At 59.4% G+C, this 17,705-nt stretch carries 18 protein-coding genes and 1 tRNA gene; 10 read left to right on the plus strand and 9 right to left on the minus strand.

Annotation, left to right across the window (positions count from 1 at the left end; genetic code table 11):
• The first annotated feature begins 19 nt into the window (after positions 1-19).
• Together EDD78_RS13705 and EDD78_RS13710 are read left to right on the plus strand one after the other, a co-directional pair.
• A tRNA-Asn gene (locus EDD78_RS13705) sits at positions 20-95 on the plus strand.
• Positions 96-236: 141 nt separating this feature from the next.
• A complete protein-coding gene (locus EDD78_RS13710; RefSeq protein WP_132085313.1) occupies positions 237-785 on the plus strand; it encodes a cupin domain-containing protein in 549 nt (182 codons plus the stop codon).
• 45 nt (positions 786-830) lie between these two features.
• Here EDD78_RS13710 and rlmH read toward each other — a convergent pair whose 3' ends face one another.
• The 5 genes from rlmH to EDD78_RS13735 all read right to left on the minus strand — a co-directional run bounded on the left by rlmH (position 831) and on the right by EDD78_RS13735 (position 5,659).
• On the minus strand, positions 831-1,313 hold the full coding sequence (rlmH, locus tag EDD78_RS13715; protein ID WP_132085314.1) for a 23S rRNA (pseudouridine(1915)-N(3))-methyltransferase RlmH: 483 nt from the start codon (positions 1,311-1,313) through the stop codon (positions 831-833).
• A gap of 4 nt (positions 1,314-1,317) precedes the next feature.
• A complete protein-coding gene (locus tag EDD78_RS13720; protein WP_132085315.1) occupies positions 1,318-2,103 on the minus strand; it encodes an MBL fold metallo-hydrolase in 786 nt (261 codons plus the stop codon).
• 155 nt (positions 2,104-2,258) lie between these two features.
• On the minus strand, positions 2,259-3,542 hold the full coding sequence (murA, locus tag EDD78_RS13725) for a UDP-N-acetylglucosamine 1-carboxyvinyltransferase (protein ID WP_079699873.1): 1,284 nt from the start codon (positions 3,540-3,542) through the stop codon (positions 2,259-2,261).
• A gap of 100 nt (positions 3,543-3,642) precedes the next feature.
• On the minus strand, positions 3,643-4,572 hold the full coding sequence (locus tag EDD78_RS13730) for a magnesium transporter CorA family protein (RefSeq protein WP_079699872.1): 930 nt from the start codon (positions 4,570-4,572) through the stop codon (positions 3,643-3,645).
• A gap of 511 nt (positions 4,573-5,083) precedes the next feature.
• Positions 5,084-5,659 (minus strand): nucleoside recognition domain-containing protein, encoded by a 576-nt coding sequence (locus tag EDD78_RS13735; RefSeq protein ID WP_079700480.1) that lies wholly within the window; start codon positions 5,657-5,659, stop codon positions 5,084-5,086.
• Between the two features lie 199 nt (positions 5,660-5,858).
• Between EDD78_RS13735 and EDD78_RS13740 the strand changes: the two genes are divergently transcribed.
• Positions 5,859-6,104, plus strand: coding sequence for an AbrB/MazE/SpoVT family DNA-binding domain-containing protein (locus EDD78_RS13740; RefSeq protein WP_079699871.1), 246 nt, complete (start codon positions 5,859-5,861; stop codon positions 6,102-6,104).
• Positions 6,105-6,383: 279 nt separating this feature from the next.
• Here the strand turns inward: EDD78_RS13740 and EDD78_RS13745 are convergent, their stop codons facing one another.
• The 3 genes from EDD78_RS13745 to EDD78_RS13755 are packed head-to-tail and all read right to left on the minus strand — an operon-like array spanning position 6,384 to position 8,861.
• Complete coding sequence (locus tag EDD78_RS13745; protein ID WP_159449028.1) at positions 6,384-6,866, minus strand: PTS sugar transporter subunit IIA; 483 nt, start codon at positions 6,864-6,866, stop codon at positions 6,384-6,386.
• A gap of 40 nt (positions 6,867-6,906) precedes the next feature.
• A complete protein-coding gene (gene ptsP / locus EDD78_RS13750) occupies positions 6,907-8,574 on the minus strand; it encodes a phosphoenolpyruvate--protein phosphotransferase (protein ID WP_132085317.1) in 1,668 nt (555 codons plus the stop codon).
• Between the two features lie 26 nt (positions 8,575-8,600).
• Positions 8,601-8,861: an HPr family phosphocarrier protein gene (locus EDD78_RS13755; protein WP_132085318.1), complete on the minus strand. Its 261-nt coding sequence runs from the start codon at positions 8,859-8,861 to the stop codon at positions 8,601-8,603.
• 601 nt (positions 8,862-9,462) lie between these two features.
• Here EDD78_RS13755 and EDD78_RS13760 point away from each other — a divergent pair.
• From EDD78_RS13760 to EDD78_RS13790, 7 genes are all read left to right on the plus strand, one after another.
• Positions 9,463-9,654, plus strand: coding sequence for a hypothetical protein (locus EDD78_RS13760; protein ID WP_079699867.1), 192 nt, complete (start codon positions 9,463-9,465; stop codon positions 9,652-9,654).
• Positions 9,647-10,831 carry an alanine racemase gene (alr, locus tag EDD78_RS13765; protein ID WP_132085319.1) on the plus strand — a complete coding sequence of 395 codons (1,185 nt, stop codon included), beginning with the start codon at positions 9,647-9,649 and terminating at the stop codon, positions 10,829-10,831. The genes EDD78_RS13760 and alr overlap by 8 nt, the downstream gene beginning before the upstream one ends.
• Positions 10,832-10,836: 5 nt before the next feature.
• Positions 10,837-11,202 (plus strand): fluoride efflux transporter FluC, encoded by a 366-nt coding sequence (locus EDD78_RS13770; RefSeq protein ID WP_350308591.1) that lies wholly within the window; start codon positions 10,837-10,839, stop codon positions 11,200-11,202.
• 228 nt (positions 11,203-11,430) lie between these two features.
• On the plus strand, positions 11,431-11,865 hold the full coding sequence (locus EDD78_RS13775; protein ID WP_079699865.1) for an ACT domain-containing protein: 435 nt from the start codon (positions 11,431-11,433) through the stop codon (positions 11,863-11,865).
• Between the two features lie 51 nt (positions 11,866-11,916).
• The gene (locus EDD78_RS13780) at positions 11,917-13,152 is read left to right on the plus strand and encodes a homoserine dehydrogenase (RefSeq protein WP_079699864.1); all 1,236 of its coding nucleotides are present in this window, start codon (positions 11,917-11,919) and stop codon (positions 13,150-13,152) included.
• A gap of 23 nt (positions 13,153-13,175) precedes the next feature.
• A complete protein-coding gene (gene thrB / locus EDD78_RS13785) occupies positions 13,176-14,069 on the plus strand; it encodes a homoserine kinase (protein WP_079699863.1) in 894 nt (297 codons plus the stop codon).
• 131 nt (positions 14,070-14,200) lie between these two features.
• On the plus strand, positions 14,201-15,406 hold the full coding sequence (locus EDD78_RS13790) for an aspartate kinase (RefSeq protein ID WP_079699862.1): 1,206 nt from the start codon (positions 14,201-14,203) through the stop codon (positions 15,404-15,406).
• Between the two features lie 58 nt (positions 15,407-15,464).
• Here EDD78_RS13790 and EDD78_RS13795 read toward each other — a convergent pair.
• The coding region (locus tag EDD78_RS13795) for an Ig-like domain-containing protein (protein ID WP_207668688.1) at positions 15,465-17,705 on the minus strand (2,241 nt) is incomplete at its 5' end.

The raw sequence follows: 17,705 nt of genomic DNA on the forward strand, positions 1-17,705 counted from the left end.
TTGAGCAGCTATCCCATTTTCCTCAATAGCTCAGTTGGTAGAGCATGCGGCTGTTAACCGCAGGGTCGTTGGTTCGAGTCCAACTTGGGGAGCCATGTTTTTTGATACAGACCAGAACATAATCATGTTCTGGTCTGTATTTTTAACATGAAAAAGTGGTTTACAAAAGGAATTTGACAGGTTATGATAGAGGGGTGAAATGGAGCGGATCTCAGAACATATGAGGAGGAATATCCATGAAAAAGGCCGTTTATGAAGAGGCACGCCGCAAAGCGCTGGAATACTTCGAGCGCGCCCAGATCGTATTGACCGAAAGTGAGAAGGAAAATCTCGAGGTGGCCGACTTCGGCCTCGACGACCTTGAGCGGACCGGTCTGCAGCTGGTCACTTATGTGAATACCGCCCGCTGTTGCGCCAAGGAGATGGTCCTATTCCCCCGACAGACCTGTCCGGAACACCGGCACGCGCCGCTCCAGGAGATCGGCTTTATCGGCAAAGAGGAGACTTTCCGTTGCCGGTATGGCACCTGTTACCTATATATAGAAGGGGAACCGGCCGCTTCCCCCGCCTGCCGGCCGCCCGAGGGCAGCGAAGCGTGGTATACCGTGTGGCATGAGGTTATCCTGCACCCAGGGGAGCAGTATACCATGCAGCCGGATACCCGCCACTGGTTCCAGGCCGGGGACGAGGGCGCAATCATCTCCGAGTTCAGCACCCAGTCCCGGGACGACTATGACATCTTTACCGACCCCAATATCCGGCGGCTTCCGACCTTGGAGGATTAAATGTTGCAAAAAGGCGCACATTCTGTAGAATGTGCGCCTTTTATACTATTTGTGATATTTTGAGTGGTTAAGAATCGAGAAGGCGCGGTACAGTTGTTCGAGCAGCAGCAGCCTTGCCAGCTGGTGCGGGAAGGTCATCCGGGACATGGAGAGGCGCAGTGCGCAGCGCTCCTTTACCCGCCCAGACAACCCCCAGGAACCGCCGATGATGAAGCAAAGGCTGCTGTTTCCCGCAATCCCCAGTTTTTCGATCTGGGCGGCCAACTCCTCGGAGGAAAGCTGCCTGCCCTCGATGCACAGCGCGACGGTCGTGCTGCCGGCAGGGATTTTTGCCAGGATCATGTCTCCCTCCCGCTCGATCCCGTTTTGAATCTCTGCCGCGGAGGGATTGTCCGGCAGACGGTGCTCGGGCAGTTCCACCAGGTTCAGCTTGCAGAATGCGCCGAGCCTCTTTTCATATTCCCGGCAGCCGTCGGTGAGGTAGCGTTCTTTTAATTTTCCGACGGCCAGGACGGTGACGTTCATCATCCGCCTATACCGCGATGACCGGTGAGCAGGTGAATTTCGGCGCGACCTCCAGCGTGATCTCGTCCGGCTGTAAGTCCTCCTGCTGCAGGGTGTCGTATGTAGTGCGCCAGGCCAACTCCTCGAAGTTGTTCTGCTTGCTGGTGTGCGCCAGGATCAGCCGCCGTACCCCCTGGCGGACCAGGCGCAGCACCGCACCGGCGCAGTCGTCGTTGGAGAGGTGGCCGGTGTCGCTCTTGATCCGGCGGATCAGCGGGTAGGGATAACCCGAAACCTCCAGCATATTGCGGTCGTAATTGGATTCCAGCACCACGATGTCGCTGCCGCAGAGGCTGTCGAACACCACGTCGGTGAACCGCCCGAGGTCGGTCGCCACCCCGATCTTCCTGCCGTCCGGCAGAGAAAAGGTATACCCGCAGGGATCGGCGCAGTCGTGCAGGGTGGGGAAGACGGCGAAGGAGATGTCTCCGATGACGCCGCCCTCCTCCACCGGGATCAGGTCGGCGTTTGGCGGGACCAGGTCGTGGTCGGCCAGATACTGCAGAGTCCCGGGCCGCGAGTAGACCGGCACCGGGCAGCGCTTGAGCAAAACCTTGAGCGCCGAGATGTGGTCGGTGTGCTCATGGGTGAGCAAGATTCCGTTCAGGCTCTGCGGATCAATCCCATGGCCCAGCAGCGCCTCGGAAATTTTCTTGCAATTCCCGCCCGCATCGATGAGCAGGGTGGTGGCGCCGCTCGAAAGACAGGCACAGTTCCCGGCGCTGGAGCTGAAGAGGGTAAACAGCTGGGTCATGGCTCCTCCTTTCAAAAAAGGAAAAATGTGCGCTCCTCATTGAACCGCACAAATGATAAACCCATGTTTCTTTGGGAGGGGCACATGCCCCTTGACTATGTAGGGATTCCCCGTTCGGGGAATAAATATCCGGTCGCAAACGAATACTAGGGATGCTACAGGGCCTTGGCCATCTCCGAATCCGGGAGGATCACCTTTTTGATGTTGGCGCCCAACCCCTGCAGTTTTTCGCAGATGTTTTCATATCCGCGTTCGATGTGGTGGATGTCCTCGATCTCGCTGGTGCCGTGGGCGACCAAGGCGGCGATCAGCAGCGCCGCGCCGGCGCGCAGGTCGGTCGCCTTGACCGGGGCCGCCTTGAGTTCGGGGACCCCCTCGATCACCGCCACCTTGCCGTCCACCTGGATGTTGGCCCCCATTCGGCAGAGCTCGTCCGCATACCGGAAGCGGTTGTCCCAAACGCCCTCGGTCACGATGCTCGTGCCATCCGCCAGGGTGAGCAGCGCGGTGATCTGCGGCTGCATATCGGTCGGGAAGCCGGGGTGGGGCAGGGTTTTGATGTTGACCTTGCAGACCGGGCCGGTGCGGGTGACGTGCACATAGTCGTCGTACTCGTCCACCTGCGCGCCCGCCTTGACCAGCTTCTGGGTGATCGATTCAAGATGCTTGGGGATCACGCCCCGCACATAGACGTCCCCGCCGGTCGCGGCCGCGGCCACCATATAGGTGCCCGCCTCGATCTGATCGGGGATGATGGAATAGTTGGTCCCGTGCAGGAGGTCCACGCCGTGGATTTTGATCACGTCGGTACCGGCGCCGCGGATATCCGCGCCCATCGAGTTTAAGAAGTTGGCCAGGTCCACGATGTGCGGCTCCTTGGCCACGTTCTCCAGGATGGTCAGGCCCTTGGCCTTGACCGAGGCGAGCATCAGATTGATGGTCGCGCCGACCGAGACCACGTCGAAATAGATGTGCGCGCCGAGCATGGTGTCGCACTTTGCGTTGACCATGCCATGGTCGATCGAAACGTCCACGCCCAGGGCCTCGAAGCCCTTGATGTGTTGGTCGATCGGCCGGGCGCCCAAATCGCACCCGCCGGGCATCGAAACGCTGGCGAGGTTGTAGCGTCCGAGCAGGGCGCCCAGAAAATAATAGGAAGCGCGCATCAGCCGCGCGAGTTCGTAGGGGACGATCGGGTCGTTGATGTGGGAGGTGTCGATCATCACGGTGGACTTGTTCACCATTTTGACCGTCGCTCCCAGCTCCCGAAGGATCTTGAAGAGGATGGTGACGTCGCTGATATTCGGAATATTCTCGATCACGCAGCGGCCGCCGGCGAGAATGGTGGCCGGAATGATCGCAACAGCGGCATTTTTCGCGCCGCTGATGGTGACATCGCCCCGGAGCGGGATTCCGCCTGAAATCACAAACTTTTCCAACGCGGTACTCTCCTTAAATTTATCATAAAATCATCCGCGCGCGCCACCAGGGCACGGCAACGGCCGCGAAGCGCGAACGGCTTCGCGGGACGGAAAATTCTCATTTAAACATGCCCTTGATCCAGAGGATCAGGGCCGCCAAGAGGGTAAGGCCGGCGGCGAGCGCAATCGGGAACCAGAAATTGACGCTCGGGAGGTTGTGCACGTTCATCCCCCAGATGCCGGAGATCATGGTGGGAATCGCCATCAGGACCGTCAGAGAGGTGAGGATCTTCATGACGATGTTCAGGTTGTTGTTGATGATCGAGGAGAAAGCGTCCATGGTGTTCGAGAGGATGTTGGTGTAGATCCCGCACATCTCGACCGCCTGGCGGATCTCGATAAGCACATCCTCGAGCAGCTCCTCGTCGTCCTCGTAGAGCTTGATGATCCGTCCGCGGTGTATCTTCTCAAGCGTCACCTCGTTGGACTTTAAAGAGGTGGAGAAGTAAACCAGGGACTTTTCGAGCCCGAGCAGCTGGATGAGCTCCTTGTTGCGCATGGTCTTGTGCAACTGTTTTTCCGAGTAGTCGCTGATCTTGTCGATCTGCTTTAAGTATTGCAAAAACCGGGTCGCGATCCGCAGCAGCAGGACCAGCAGAAACTGTGTTTTCATCTGGGTCCGCACGTTTTTGACAAGGCCGCGGGACAGCTCGGATACGACGGAATTTTCGCTCAGGCACACCGTTATTATATTCTTCTCAGTAATGATTATACCCATCGGGACGGTGGAATAAATGATCGTTTTTTCTTCCTCTTTTTGCGCGATCGGAAGGTCCACGATGATCAATGTCTGATCCTCCTCGCGCTCGATGCGCGAGGCCTCTTCCTCGTCCAGCGCGGCGCGCACAAAGCCCGCATCCACGCCCAGGCGCCGGGTCAGGTTTTCGATCTCCGGCTCGCTGGGGGCGATGGCACAAATCCAGCACCCTTCCTCCGGGGCCGAAAGGGCGGTCACCTTGTTGTCAACTGTTTTGTAATAGCTGAGCACTGTAAACCACCCGCCCGATCCAAGAGTAAACCAAAAATAAACGGCCTGTCCAATTTGCGCGCAGATGGGAAATCCCCTTGCTTTTCTCATGACACGACCGTACCTCTTATTATAGCACAAGAACATTAGTTTACAATCCCAATTCAGGGAGGAAATTCCGCCAATTTACCCTAAAAACCCGCAGCGCGCCGCGCGGGTTTGCGGGGCTGCGGTCAATATTTGGACAATTTGTGTACGAATTTCCATCGGATGGATAAAACTTCTAAAATATGGAACAGTGTTTGTGCCTGTTCCCGGGAACGGAATTTATGTTTCCGATTAAACCCGCATAACCATCGGATTGATTCGCGATTTAAAGCGTGCGATATTGTTAAAGATTCGACAAAAACGCCGAAATAATATCCATTAATTACCAACAATTTGCAATAAAATCCAAATTTTTCACATTTTCCTATTGACAATGGAAGTAATATCCTGTAAACTAAAACCAGATGATGAAAGCGGTCGTTTCCTAACGAAAAAGCGGTTTCAACGCTGTCACCATCAGTACTCCGCTGAGGACTGAGCAAAGCGAGGCGACCCAGACGGCGGGCAGGATTTCCATCGGGGCGGCGGAGCCGGCGGCGAGCCGGAGCATGGCCGTGGTGGTGGGAATGATCTGCAGGGATGCGGTGTTGAGCACGACGAACATCACCATGCTGTCGCTGGCGCGGGAGGCCTTGGGGTTATAGCCCTCCAGCTCCCGCATGGCGGCGATCCCGAGCGGAGTCACCGCGTTGCCCAGGCCTAAAAGGCTTGCCGTCATGTTCATGCTGATGAGCTCGAAGGCGCGGCTGCCGGGCGGCACGTCGCGAAAGAGCGGGCGCAGGATGGGGGACATCCACTTGGCGATCCGGTCGGTGAGGCCGGAGCGTTGGGCAACCTTCATCAGGCCGCTCCACAGGCACATCCCCCCGCACAGCTTGATGACCAGTTCGACGGCGCCTACACTTTCATTCAGCGCAGCCTCGGATACTGCGGACAATTGGCCGTTCAGGAGTCCAAAGAGCAGCGAGAGTGCGATCATTCCCGCAAAAAGAACATTCATCATGACAAACACCTACCCAAGAATACAGTCTCCCGTCCCGAATGGGACGGCAGCGCTTCCGTATAGTATACGATTTATGACCCGGGCTTATGTTTGTTTGCCCCTTCCCTGGGGGCGGGGTAGAAGCGGTACGTTAGGCTGTGTGCCTTGGACTAGGAAAAACACTCAGAGACCCGCTTTAGAAAGGAATGCATGTAAAATGAAATCCACCGGAATTGTGAGAAAAGTAGACGAGCTTGGCCGCGTCGTGCTCCCGATCGAGCTGCGCAGAACGCTGGACATCAATGAGAAGGATTCGCTGGAAATCTTCGTGGACGGCAGCCAGATCATGCTCAAGAAGTACGAGCCGGCGTGCATCTTCTGCCAGGCCAGCACCGACATCGTCACCTATAACGGCAAAAATATCTGCAAAAAGTGCTTGGGCGAGCTGTCCGAGCTGGTGTGATTTTTTATTGCTGAGCGCACGCGAAGCAATAAAAATGGCCATGACCGTGGGCCGGCCATGAGATAAACCCCTGTTTTTTACTGCGACGAGCGGTAAACTGATAAATCCCCCTTTTACTTTTACTGCCTCATGCCCTGTTTGGGTGTGAGGAGTTTTATTTTCGCCAAACGGAAGGGCCCGCCACGTCGGCGGGCCCTTCCCCTGTTTATTTGCTGCCGGGCGCAAGCGAAGCAAATGGACATGCCAGCCCCGCCGCGAAAGCCAACGGCTTCCGCCCGGCTATTTCATTTTATAGCGCAAAACCGTCGTCTCCCCGGCGACGGCCTCGCCGACCAGCGGCTGTAGAGAGGCGACCCGGTCGGGATTGGTGATGATGAAGGGGGAGGTGGTGTCGAACCCCTTCCCGCGTAAGAACGCGAGGTCCATTTCGAGCAGCCTCTCGCCCTTCTTAACCTTCTGACCCTCCTTGACCAGGCACCGGAAGCCCTCGCCGCCCAGCTTCACCGTGTCGATCCCCAGGTGGATCAGCAGCTCGAGCCCGTCCGCCGTTTCGATCCCCACGGCGTGCAGGGTCTCGGCCACCTGGATCACGGTCCCGTCCGCCGGCGCGAGCAGCGCGCCGTCCGAGGGGACGATCCCGACCCCGTCGCCGAGCACCTTTTGGGCAAAGACCGGGTCGGGTACCTCGTCAATCGGGATTACCCGCCCGCTCAGGGGAGCGGCCAGTGCGGGGGGTTGCTTGCCTTTTAGAAATGAAAACATGACGCCTCGCTTCCTTCCTGCTGTTAGGGTTCCCCGGTTTTCAGACGGTATACAGGTTGAGCATGCTGTCATCCACCTCACGGGAATCGGTGTGCAGCACCTTGTTGCGCACCTCGAGCACCGAGGCGGGCGAGACCGAGAGCTCATCCACCCCCAGCTTGAGATAGAGGCCGGTCAGCTCGAGGTCGCCCGCGCTCTCCCCGCAGATTCCCGCCCAGATCCCGGCCTTGTGCGCGTTGCGCACCGTCAGCGCGATCATGCGCAGCACCGACAGGTTGCGCGGGTCGTACAGCTCGCTGAGGCTTGCGTTCATCCGGTCGCACGCCAGGGTATACTGGGTCAGGTCGTTGGTGCCAATGCTGAAGAAATCGACCTCGCGCGCGAGCAGGTCGGTCGCCATCACGGCGGCCGGGGTTTCGATCATGATCCCGTATTCGATCTCTTTGGAGTAAGGGATATGTTCCTCGTCGAGCTGGCACTTGACCAGCGCGACCACCTTTTTGATCTCCAGCACTTCCTTTAGGGAGGTGATCATCGGGAACATGATGGCCAGCTTTCCAAAGACCGAGGCGCGGTGCAGCGCCCGCAGCTGGGTGATGAAGATGTCCGGCTGGCGCAGGCAGATGCGGATCGCCCGGTAGCCCATTGCGGGGTTGTCCTCGTGCGGCAGCTTAAAGTAGGGCGCGTGCTTGTCGGCCCCCAGGTCCAGCGTGCGCACGATCACCCGCTTGCCCGCCATCTTTTGCAGGATGTCCCGGTAGCTCTCGAACTGGAAATCCTCGCTCGGGAAGTCCTGCGACTCCATATAAAGGAACTCGCTGCGGAACAATCCGATACCGCCCGCGTCGTTCTCTTCGCACAGCGCGATGTCAGCCGGGTGGCCGATGTTCGCGTTGATTTCGATCTCCTTGCCGTCCAGGCTGACGGCGCGTTTGCCGATCAGGCTGCGCAGCACCCGCTTCTTTTCGAGATAGAGGTCCCGCTCATTTTTAAAGTGGGCGAGGGTCTTTTCGTCCGGGCCCAGGTAGACGTCGCCATTAAAGCCGTCCACGATGATCTCCTGCCCGGCCTTGAGGGTGTCGAACCCCTCGCGCAGCCCGACCACTGCCGGGATTCCCATGGTGCGCGCCAAAATGGCCGAATGGGAAATCTTGCTGCCCAGCCGGGTGACGAAGGCGAGCACCTTGGAGGTATCCATCTGGATGGTCTCGCTGGGCATGAGGTCCTCGGCCGCCACGATCACCTGTCCCTTGACCCCCTCGAGGGGGTTGCCGTCGCAGCCGCAGAGCACCCGCACCACCCGCGCGGAAACGTCCCGCACGTCGCTCGCGCGCTCGCGCATGTATTCGTCGTCCATACCGGCGAACATCTCGGCGAGCTGGCCGCCGGCCTGCTGCACGGCGTACTCCGCGTTGCAGCTCTCAGAGGTAATGCAGTCCTTGACCCCTTCGAGAAAGTCGAGATCCTCGAGCATCATCTGGTGGATTTCGAAGACCGCGGCCTCCTTTTCACCCACCGTCTGAAGCGCGCGCTCGTGCAGCTCGCCCAGGGTCGCCACCGCGGTCTGCACCGCGGCCTCGAACCGGGCGATCTCCCCCAGCACGTCGTTTGTTTGCTTTTTTGAAACCTTTGGATCGCCGGTTTGATAGAGCAATACGCTGCCGATCGAAATTCCCTTCGAGGCGGCAACACCCTTAATCTGTTCCATAGCTTCCTCCGCTGTTGTGTTACATGTTAGAAGTTGGCCTTGAAGAATTCCTCCAGCGCTTCGGCGGCGGCCGCCTCGTCCTCGCCCTCGGCGGTGACCTTGACGGTCTCGCCGCACTTGACGGCCAGACCCATCACCCCGAACAGCCGCTTGAGGTCGGCGCTTTTCCCTCCGACTTTTTCGATCGTCAGCTTGCTTTGGTAGGTGGCCGCCTGCTTGACCAGCAGGCCCGCCGGGCGGGCGTGGAGGCCGAGCTCATCCTTGATGGTATACTCAAATTCTTTCATGGTGGTAGCTTCCTTTCAAAACGTTTTCATCGCTCCCCTATGAGGAGAATATTCTACCCTTTGATTATACCCTAAATCCCACAAGGGTACAATTACTTTTTGTCTAAACTCTGACAGGCATTGCGGCAGAATGATTGTATCCGGCGTGCCTTTTTGGTATAATAGCCACGAAGCGGCTATTATATATTTCTGTAGCCCGCCTACGGCGATGGCCAATTATACCACTTACGCTTTGCGTTCGCGGTATAATAGCCACGAAGCGGCTATTATATATTTCTGTAGCCCGCCTACGGCGATGGCCAATTATACCACTTACGCTTTGCGTTCGTGGTATAATAGCCACGAAGTGGCTATTATATATTTCTGTAGCCCGCCTACGGCGATGGCCAATTATACCACTTACGCTTTGCGTTCGCGGTATAATAGCCACGAAGCGGCTATTATATATTTCTGTAGCCCGCCTACGGCGATGGCCAATTATACCACTTACGCTTTGCGTTCGCGGTATAATAGCCACGAAGCGGCTATTATAATATTTATAACCGGTACTTTGCCCGTCCCGTCGATGGACGGGTCATCAAATGATACGAAGGAGCCTGACGTGAAAAAATATTTGGCTTGGATTTTCCTGGCGCTGGGGGCCGGCTTGCTGCTGGGCTACCTGCTGCTGCTCTTTCACAGCACCCTTTCCGTGTTGATCACCCTCACCCTGGTGCTTTCGGTGGCGTGCAATGTGATCGCACTGAATCTTTTCATTTCCAAATGGCAGAGAAGGAAGCGAGACAATGACTGATTTTCTTCGGCGCACCTGGGCGCAGATCGACCTCGATGCGCTGCGGCACAATCTGGCCGAGATCCGCGCCCTGCTGCGGGAGGACTGCATGCTCCTCGGCGTGGTCAAGGCGGACGCCTACGGGCACGGGGACCGCTGGTGCGCGCGTGAGATGGAGGAGTGCGGGGTCAACTGGTTCGGGGTCTCCAACCTCGACGAGGCGCTCTCCTTGCGCGAGGGGGGGATTAAGAACCCCATTCTGATCTTCGGAACCACCCCGCCCGAGCTGGCGGGCCAGCTGGCGAAATACCGCGTCACCCAGACGGTTTTCTCTCCCGAGTACGCCCTCGAGCTGCAGCAAAGCGCCAAGAGCCTGGGGGTGCAGGTGGATGTACATATCAAGATCGACACCGGCATGGGCCGGATCGGGTTCGACGGGTTCGATCCTCTCTGTTGCGCCGACCAGGTCGAGCGGGTCTATGGCTATGAAAGCCTTCGCTGCGAGGGGATCTTCACCCACTTTTCGGCGGCCGACGACCCGGCCTCGGACGGCTATACCCGCAGCCAGTTCGCGCGCTTTCAGGCGGTGTGCGGGGAGCTCGCAAGCCGGGGGATCACCTTCAAAATCCGGCATTGCTGCAACAGCGCCGGTACCCTGCGCTTCCCCGAGATGCATCTCGACATGGTCCGCCCGGGGCTGATCCTCTACGGGCTGTTGCCGGACGGCTGCTGCGCGGGGAAGGCCGACCTGCACCCGGTCATGCAGCTCAAGACCATCGTATCGATGGTCAAGAAGGTCCCCGCCGGGCGGGATATCAGCTACGGGAGGATCTACACCACCGGGGAGGAGACCACGATCGCCACCGTGCCCATCGGCTACGCCGACGGCTACCACCGCGCGCTCTCCTCCAAGGGGACCATGCTGGTGCGCGGTCAGGAGGTGCCGGTGATCGGCCGGGTCTGTATGGACCAGCTGATGCTCGACGTCACCGGGGTCGACGGGGTCTGCGCCGGGGACGAGGTGACCGTCATCGGCCGGGACGGCGCCTGCGCGGTCACGGTCGAGCAGATGGCGCTTTGCGCGGGCAGCACTTTCAATTATGAGATCGTCTGCCTGATCGGCAAGCGGGTGCCAAGGCTCTACCTGCGCGAGGGCAAGGCCTGCGGGGTGGCGCAGTACGTCAAAAGTGCGAGATGAATAAAATGATGATAAAATTGTTGCTCGTCGGCCTTGGCGGCGCGCTGGGCGCCGTCTGCCGGTATCTGATCAGCCTGCTGCCGGTGCGCGGAGAGTTCCCGGTGCTCACCCTGCTGACCAACCTCGGCGGCGCGCTGCTGATCGGCCTGGTGGTGGGAATGAGTGGCAGGCTCTCCCAAAACGGCATGCTCTTCTGGAAGAGCGGGGTCTGCGGCGGGTTCACCACCTTTTCCACCTTCTCGCTCGAGGCGCTGCGCCTCTTTGAAGGCGGAAAAGTGTTGCTCGGTACGGCCTATGCGGTGAGCAGCGTGCTGCTCTGCCTTCTGGGAGTTTTCCTCGGGGAATGCGCGGGCAGAAGGATCGCTCTGTAAGCCAATCAAACGGGCCCCCTGTCTCTTAAGGAGAGACAGGGGGCCTTGCCATACAAACAAATTTTTAAGAAGATGTCGCAATAGAAAGCAATCCGGCGTATCCTAGAGTATGCGAAAGAATTGGCGGAACAAAAGCGAATATTTGGCCATTTTGCCAATTGTAGTTGAAACCGTGGCATGGTAAGATTGTATCCATTGGCAGGACAAACGTTTCTGGGAGGCGGACTTATGAGTGAAACACCGAAATATTTGCTGATTGATTCCACCATCGCGCCCGACATTTTTGTGCGTGTGGTGCGGGCAAAGCAGCTGATCGCGCAGGGGAAGGCGCAGAACTCCTCCCAGGCCGCGCGCATGGCGGGGATTTCCCGCAGCGCCTATTACAAGTACAAGGACTTTGTGCACCGGTTTGACGAACACCTGCAAAACAGCGTGACCACCCTCTACGTCACGCTGGAGGATGAACCGGGGGTGCTCTCCAACCTGCTCACCCAGCTGTATAAGGCGGGGGCGAACATCATCACCGTCAACCAGAACATTCCGGTGGACGGGGTGGCGCCGGTCTCGCTGGCCGTGCGCCTGGACAGCGGGCGGGTATCGGTGGATGAGCTCATCGCCATGATGCAGTCCCTCGACGGCGTGGTCCGCGCGACCAACATCTGACTTATAACTTATAAATTGGACACTCACTACAGGAAACGAGGTCGATTCGATATGAAAAAGATAGCGGTTATGGGGTTTGGGGTCGTCGGCTCGGGGGTCGTCGAGCTCTGCGACAAGAACAAGGAAAGCATTTGCGGCCGCGCCGGGGATGAGATCGTGGTCAAGTACATCCTCGATCTGCGCGACTTTCCAGACAGTCCTTACGCGGACCGGGTCATCCACGACTTCGACACGATTCTAAAGGATCCCGAGGTGGAGATCGTCGCCGAGGTGATGGGCGGGCTCGAGCCCGCGTTTTCCTATTCCAAGGCGCTGCTTTGCGCTGGCAAGAGCGTGGTCACCTCGAACAAGGAGCTCGTCGCCCAGAAGGGGGCCGAGCTGCTCGCCCTGGCGCATGAGCATGGGGTCAACTACCTGTTCGAGGCCAGCGTCGGCGGCGGGATACCGATCATCCGCCCGCTGCACATGTGCCTGGCCGCCAACCAGATCGACGAGATCGCCGGGATTTTGAACGGCACCACCAACTTCATCCTCACCAAGATGATCCGCGAGTCGATGTCCTTCTCGGATGCCTTGGCGCTGGCGCAGAAACTGGGCTACGCAGAAAAGGACCCCACCGCCGACGTTGAGGGGCAGGACGCCTGCCGCAAGATCTGCATCCTGGCCTCCCTCGCCTACGGCAAGCACGTCTACCCGCAGGAGGTGCACACCGAGGGGATCACGAAGGTGACCTTGGAGGACGTGCAGTACGCCGAGGACTGGGGCGGGGTGATCAAGCTGATCGGCCGCGCCAAGCGCCTGGAGAGCGGCAAGCTGATGGTGATGGTCTCCCCGGCGCTGATCTCGCACGAAAGCCAGCTCTCGACGGTGGACGACGTGTTCAACGGCATTTTGGTGCGCGCGGACGCGACCGGGGACGTGGTCTTCTACGGCAAGGGCGCGGGCAAGCTGCCCACCGCCTCGGCGGTGATGGGGGACATCATCGACTGCGCCAAGGCGCAGGGGACCATCGAGTCGCTGCGCTGGACCGATTCGCAGGCTGACACGGTCGGAAACTACGAGGACTACCCGGCCGGCGTCTATGTGCGCTGCCGGGGGGTGCACGCCAAGGAGACGGCGGTCAGCTGCTTCGGCAACATCAGGACCTTGCACCGGGGCGGCGAGCACGACGACGAGTTCGCCTTCGTCACCGAGGAGATGACCGAGCGGCGGATCGCCGCGGCGCGCCGGCAGATGCAAAGCGACGGCGTCGAGGTGCTCTCGTGCATCCGCACGCTGGATTACTGAGTGAAAAGGGGAGCCATAAAGAAATGGTGAAGGTCAAGATACCGGCGACCAGCGCCAACCTCGGTTCGGGGTTCGACGCCCTCGGCCTGGCGCTGACGCTCTATAACTACCTCGAGGTCGAGGAATACGACCGGGTGGAAATCTCCTCGGCGGACGCGGTGAAAATCCCGCAGGACGAGCAGAACCTGGTCTACAAGACGGTGAAGTATCTCTACGACGTCTGCGGGCGCGAGCTGCCCGGGCTGCGGATTTTGCAGACTAACAACATCCCGATGGCCAGGGGGTTGGGCAGCTCGTCGGCGTGCATCGTGGGGGGGCTTTGCGCCGGCAACGAGCTGATGGGCCGCCCGCTGGACGACGAGGCGCTGCTGCGCATGGCGGTAAAGCTCGAGGGGCACCCGGACAACGTGGCCCCGGCGCTGCTGGGGGGACTGGTGACCGCCGCCATCGAGGAGGGGGAGGTCTACCACGTCAAGCAGACCATCAAGGACGATCTGATGTTCGCGGCCTTTATCCCGGACTTCGAGCTGCGCACCTCCAAGGCGCGCAAGGTCATCCCGCTGGAGATTTCGCATAAGGACGCGGTGTATAACCTCTCCCGCGCGGCGCTGATGAGCGTTTCGCTCTACTCGGGGGATTACCAGAACCTGCGGGTCGCCTGCGCGGACAGGCTCCACCAGCCCTACCGGCTGCCGCTGATCAAGGGGGCAAAGGACATCTTCGAAATGTCCTACGAGTTCGGGGCCTACGCCTCGTTCGTCAGCGGCGCGGGGCCGACGGTGATGTCCATTGTGAACACCGATCTTTTCGACTTTGAAAGCCTCTGCAACGCCCGCCTGGGTGAGAGGGGGATGGACGGCTGGCGGCTGCAAATGCTTTCCATCGACAACCGGGGCGCCGCGACCAAGCTTGACTAGCACAGGGGCAAAAAACGGTTTGCTTCCGGGCGGCATATAATAGGGAAGCGGATCAATATATCAGGACGGGCCGGCCATGGCGGCGCAGCAGCGCGGCCGGGAGGCTTTGAACAGAGTTGGAGGCAAGGAGAATGGGAATAATCGTACAGAAGTTTGGGGGCTCGTCGGTGGCGAACGCCCAAAGAGTCAGAAACGTCGCCTCGATCATCACCGATACATACAAGGCGGGCAACGAGGTGGTGGTGGTGGTTTCCGCCCAGGGCGACACCACCGACGATCTGATCGAAAAGGCGGGGGAAATCAACCCCAAGGCCAGCAAGCGGGAGATGGATATGCTGCTCTCCACCGGGGAGCTGATTTCGGCCTCGCTGGTGGCCATGGCGATCGAGGGTATGGGATTCCCGGTGGTATCCCTGTCGGGCTGGCAGGCGGGCTTTGTGACCGACTCCAACCACGGCAACGCGCGGATTCGCCGGATTGACAAGGAGCGCGTGCAAAACGAGCTTGATAAACATAACATTGTCATCGTGGCGGGCTTCCAGGGCCTGAACCGTTACGACGATATCACCACCTTGGGCCGGGGCGGGTCGGATACCAGCGCGGTTGCGCTGGCGGCGGTGCTCGGTGCGGATCTGTGCCAGATCTACACCGATGTGGACGGGGTCTATACCGCGGACCCGCGCCTTGTAAAAACAGCCAGAAAGCTGGACGAAATCACCTACGACGAGATGCTCGAGCTGGCCTCGCTGGGTGCACAGGTGCTGCACAACCGTTCGGTGGAGATGGCCAAAAAATACAATGTGAAGCTGGAAGTGCTCTCGAGCCTCGAGAGGAAATCAGGTACCGAAGTTAAGGAGGTCATAAAGGTGGAAAAAATGTTAATCAGGGGCGTTGCCAGGGACAACGACGTGGCGCGCGTTTCGGTCGTCAGCGTGCCGGACGTCCCGGGTATCGCATTCAAGATATTTTCCCTGCTCGCCGCACGCAAAATCAACGTGGACATCATCCTGCAGTCGATCGGACGGCATGGGACCAAGGATATTTCCTTCACCGTTTCCCGCTCGAACAGCGACATCGCGGTGCAGGCGCTCGAGGAGATCAAGGACGTGCTCGGCTGCGAGCAGATCACCTGCGACAAGACGGTTTCCAAGGTGTCGGTCGTCGGCTCGGGAATGGTCGCCAATCCCGGCGTCGCGGCCAAGATGTTCGAGGCGTTGAGCGAAGCGAACATCAACATCCACATGATTTCGACGAGCGAGATCAAAATCTCGGTGCTGATTGACGAGGAGGATTCCTTAAAGGCCCTCAACGCCGTGCACGACGCGTTCCAGGTATAAGAACTTCTAAGAGAGAATAAGAAGCCCCGGCCTGTTTACAGGCCGGGGCTTTGTGGTACTATTGCGTAAAGTGACGGAGCATGGGATAGTTGCCGTTCGCGGGCATGTACCAGACGGTGGAGAAGTCCCAGCCGGAGAAGCTGGCAGAATTTTTGAAGGCTGCGGCGGCGAGCGGCGTGGCGCCCGTATTGGTGAGGGGGTTGCCGCCGCCGTAGGAGGCGGTGGAGTTGAGGAAGTAGTTGCCGGAAAGGGCAGGAGAGCCGCTGAAGGTTTGAGCTGCTATACCACCTAGCGCGCCACCGTTGGCGGTTAGCCGATTGGAATAGGAGAAGCAATTTTTGATTGCTCCGTTCTCCTGCATCCAGCTTGTAATGCCACCCACACTCGTTCCTGTAACTGTATTGCCGTCAGCGTAGCAATTTTCTACCCGGCTATTTCCATAGATGGCAGCGACGATGCTTGCTCCAGAATAATGGCAGGTTAGTGTGGAATTGAGAACCCGGCACCCCGAGACAACGGCGCCATTCATCAAATAGTTGACGACTGCGCTTGTGTCACTGGTGTTTACGTTGGAAACGTTAATGGTGAAATTTTGGGCGGATAAATTTTTTACTCCTGCCCCCGAACCGCTGACACAACCGAATAATGAACCGCGTAGGAAGCCACCGTTGATTTTACAACCTGTTATTATTTTTCCGTTTCCATCGTAAAGTCCTGTAAAGGGAGCGTCGATGGTGCCGGAAACAAAATTCCCGATCGGGGTCCACTGCCCGTAGGAGGACAGGTCGATGTTGACGGACTGCCGGAAATGTCCTGCCAAATGGCTGTTGACGTGTTGCAGCTGTCCCGCGCTGGCCACGATCCAAGGGTTCCCCGAAGTTCCCGCCCCGCTGCCGTAGCCGCCGGCTGAGAGGGCATGCTCACACCCATTAACAGTGACCGTCCCGGTCCCCGACACGCCCGAGCCGTCGGCGGCGCTGGCGCGTACAGTGATGGTGCCGTTTCCGCCGACCCCGCCGGTGACCAGGCCGGCAGCACTGATGGAAGCCACATTCCCCGAGGCCAGCGACCAGGTAATATTCCGGTTGAGGGCGTTCGCGGGGCGCACGGTGGCGCTCATCTGCACCGTACCGCCCTTGTCCACCGACTTTTGGGCAATGGTGATGCCTGTGACCTTCTGGTCGGTGACGGTAACGGAGTAGGGGGCGCTGGTCATTCCGTCCACAGTGGCGGTGAAGGTGGCACTGCCCGCCGCAGTCGCCGTTACCAGCCCCGAGGCGTTGATGTTGATATTCCCGCTGCCGCCGGTCTTCGCCCAGGTCACCACCGGGAAAGTGACGTTGGGGGGATCGGTGGTGGCAGAAAGCTGGGAAGTGGGACTGAGATTGTCGCTGGTGCGCACTAGGTTGTTGTTCCCGCTGACTGTCACCGAGGTGACAGCGATCCTGTCCTTGACCGTGATGGCGCAGTTGGCGCTCTTGCCGCCCACGGAGGCTGTGACGATGGCGCTCCCCGGCGCGACCGCCGTAACCAGCCCGGTTTCATTCACTGTGGCCGCCGACGGATTGCCGCTGCTCCAGAACGGGGCGGCGTTGGGCGTTACCGTCGCGGTCAGCTGTACCGTCTGCGGCGGCCCCGGGATGTAGAGGGTGTAGCCGGTTGGATTCATGGTGAGGCTGTTAATCGTCACCACCGTGACGGTGCAGCTGGCCTTGTACTGCGCCGTGTCCGGCGCCCCCTTGATGTAGGCGGTGATCGTCGTGCTACCTGCCGTCTTGCCGCTGGCGTCGATGGTAGCACTGCGCCCGTCCGCCGCGACTGTCATCGCGGTAGCGCCGGGATCGCTGTTCGTCCATTCCAGCTCGTCGCTGGATACCCCGCCCGTCAGGGCGGCCGAGAGGGTGAACTGCGTCTCAGCCGCCGTGCCGCCGGTGAAGAGGGTATAGGCGGTGTGGCTCAGCGATACCCCCGTCACCGCCGAGACGTTGACCGTGCAGGTGGCCTTCACCCTCCCGCCGTAGACGCTGGCGGTGACGGTCGCCGTCCCGCCGGTGTGGGCGGTGACGAGGCCGGTCGCGTCCACCGACGCGACGGCCTCGTTGCTGCTCGTCCAGAGAACCTGTTCGACGTAGCCGTTCGCCTTCATGTAGGGGTAGCCGGTCGGGCCGGTGCTTCCGCCACTGCCGTTCTTCGTAGCGGCCAACTGCACGCTCTGCCGCCCCTGGGCGTTGTTCGTTTGCAGGTAGAGGGTTTTCCCGGTCGCGTCGGTATCCCCGCTCCTGATCGTCAGGCTCTTGAT

Source organism: Harryflintia acetispora (genome assembly GCA_004340125.1).
GTDB lineage: Bacteria > Bacillota > Clostridia > Oscillospirales > Ruminococcaceae > Harryflintia > Harryflintia acetispora.

Excerpts from the sequence above, each read along its gene's own strand:
- EDD78_RS13710 (WP_132085313.1), top strand. The coding sequence starts at position 237 with ATGAAAAAGGCCGTTTATGAAGAGGCACGCCGCAAAGCGCTGGAATAC.
- rlmH (WP_132085314.1), bottom strand. The coding sequence starts at position 1,313 with ATGATGAACGTCACCGTCCTGGCCGTCGGAAAATTAAAAGAACGCTAC.
- EDD78_RS13720 (WP_132085315.1), bottom strand. The coding sequence starts at position 2,103 with ATGACCCAGCTGTTTACCCTCTTCAGCTCCAGCGCCGGGAACTGTGCC.
- EDD78_RS13735 (WP_079700480.1), bottom strand. The coding sequence starts at position 5,659 with ATGAATGTTCTTTTTGCGGGAATGATCGCACTCTCGCTGCTCTTTGGA.
- EDD78_RS13740 (WP_079699871.1), top strand. The coding sequence starts at position 5,859 with ATGAAATCCACCGGAATTGTGAGAAAAGTAGACGAGCTTGGCCGCGTC.
- EDD78_RS13745 (WP_159449028.1), bottom strand. The coding sequence starts at position 6,866 with ATGTTTTCATTTCTAAAAGGCAAGCAACCCCCCGCACTGGCCGCTCCC.
- ptsP (WP_132085317.1), bottom strand. The coding sequence starts at position 8,574 with ATGGAACAGATTAAGGGTGTTGCCGCCTCGAAGGGAATTTCGATCGGC.
- EDD78_RS13755 (WP_132085318.1), bottom strand. The coding sequence starts at position 8,861 with ATGAAAGAATTTGAGTATACCATCAAGGATGAGCTCGGCCTCCACGCC.
- alr (WP_132085319.1), top strand. The coding sequence starts at position 9,647 with ATGACTGATTTTCTTCGGCGCACCTGGGCGCAGATCGACCTCGATGCG.
- EDD78_RS13770 (WP_350308591.1), top strand. The coding sequence starts at position 10,837 with ATGATGATAAAATTGTTGCTCGTCGGCCTTGGCGGCGCGCTGGGCGCC.
- EDD78_RS13775 (WP_079699865.1), top strand. The coding sequence starts at position 11,431 with ATGAGTGAAACACCGAAATATTTGCTGATTGATTCCACCATCGCGCCC.
- EDD78_RS13780 (WP_079699864.1), top strand. The coding sequence starts at position 11,917 with ATGAAAAAGATAGCGGTTATGGGGTTTGGGGTCGTCGGCTCGGGGGTC.
- thrB (WP_079699863.1), top strand. The coding sequence starts at position 13,176 with ATGGTGAAGGTCAAGATACCGGCGACCAGCGCCAACCTCGGTTCGGGG.
- EDD78_RS13790 (WP_079699862.1), top strand. The coding sequence starts at position 14,201 with ATGGGAATAATCGTACAGAAGTTTGGGGGCTCGTCGGTGGCGAACGCC.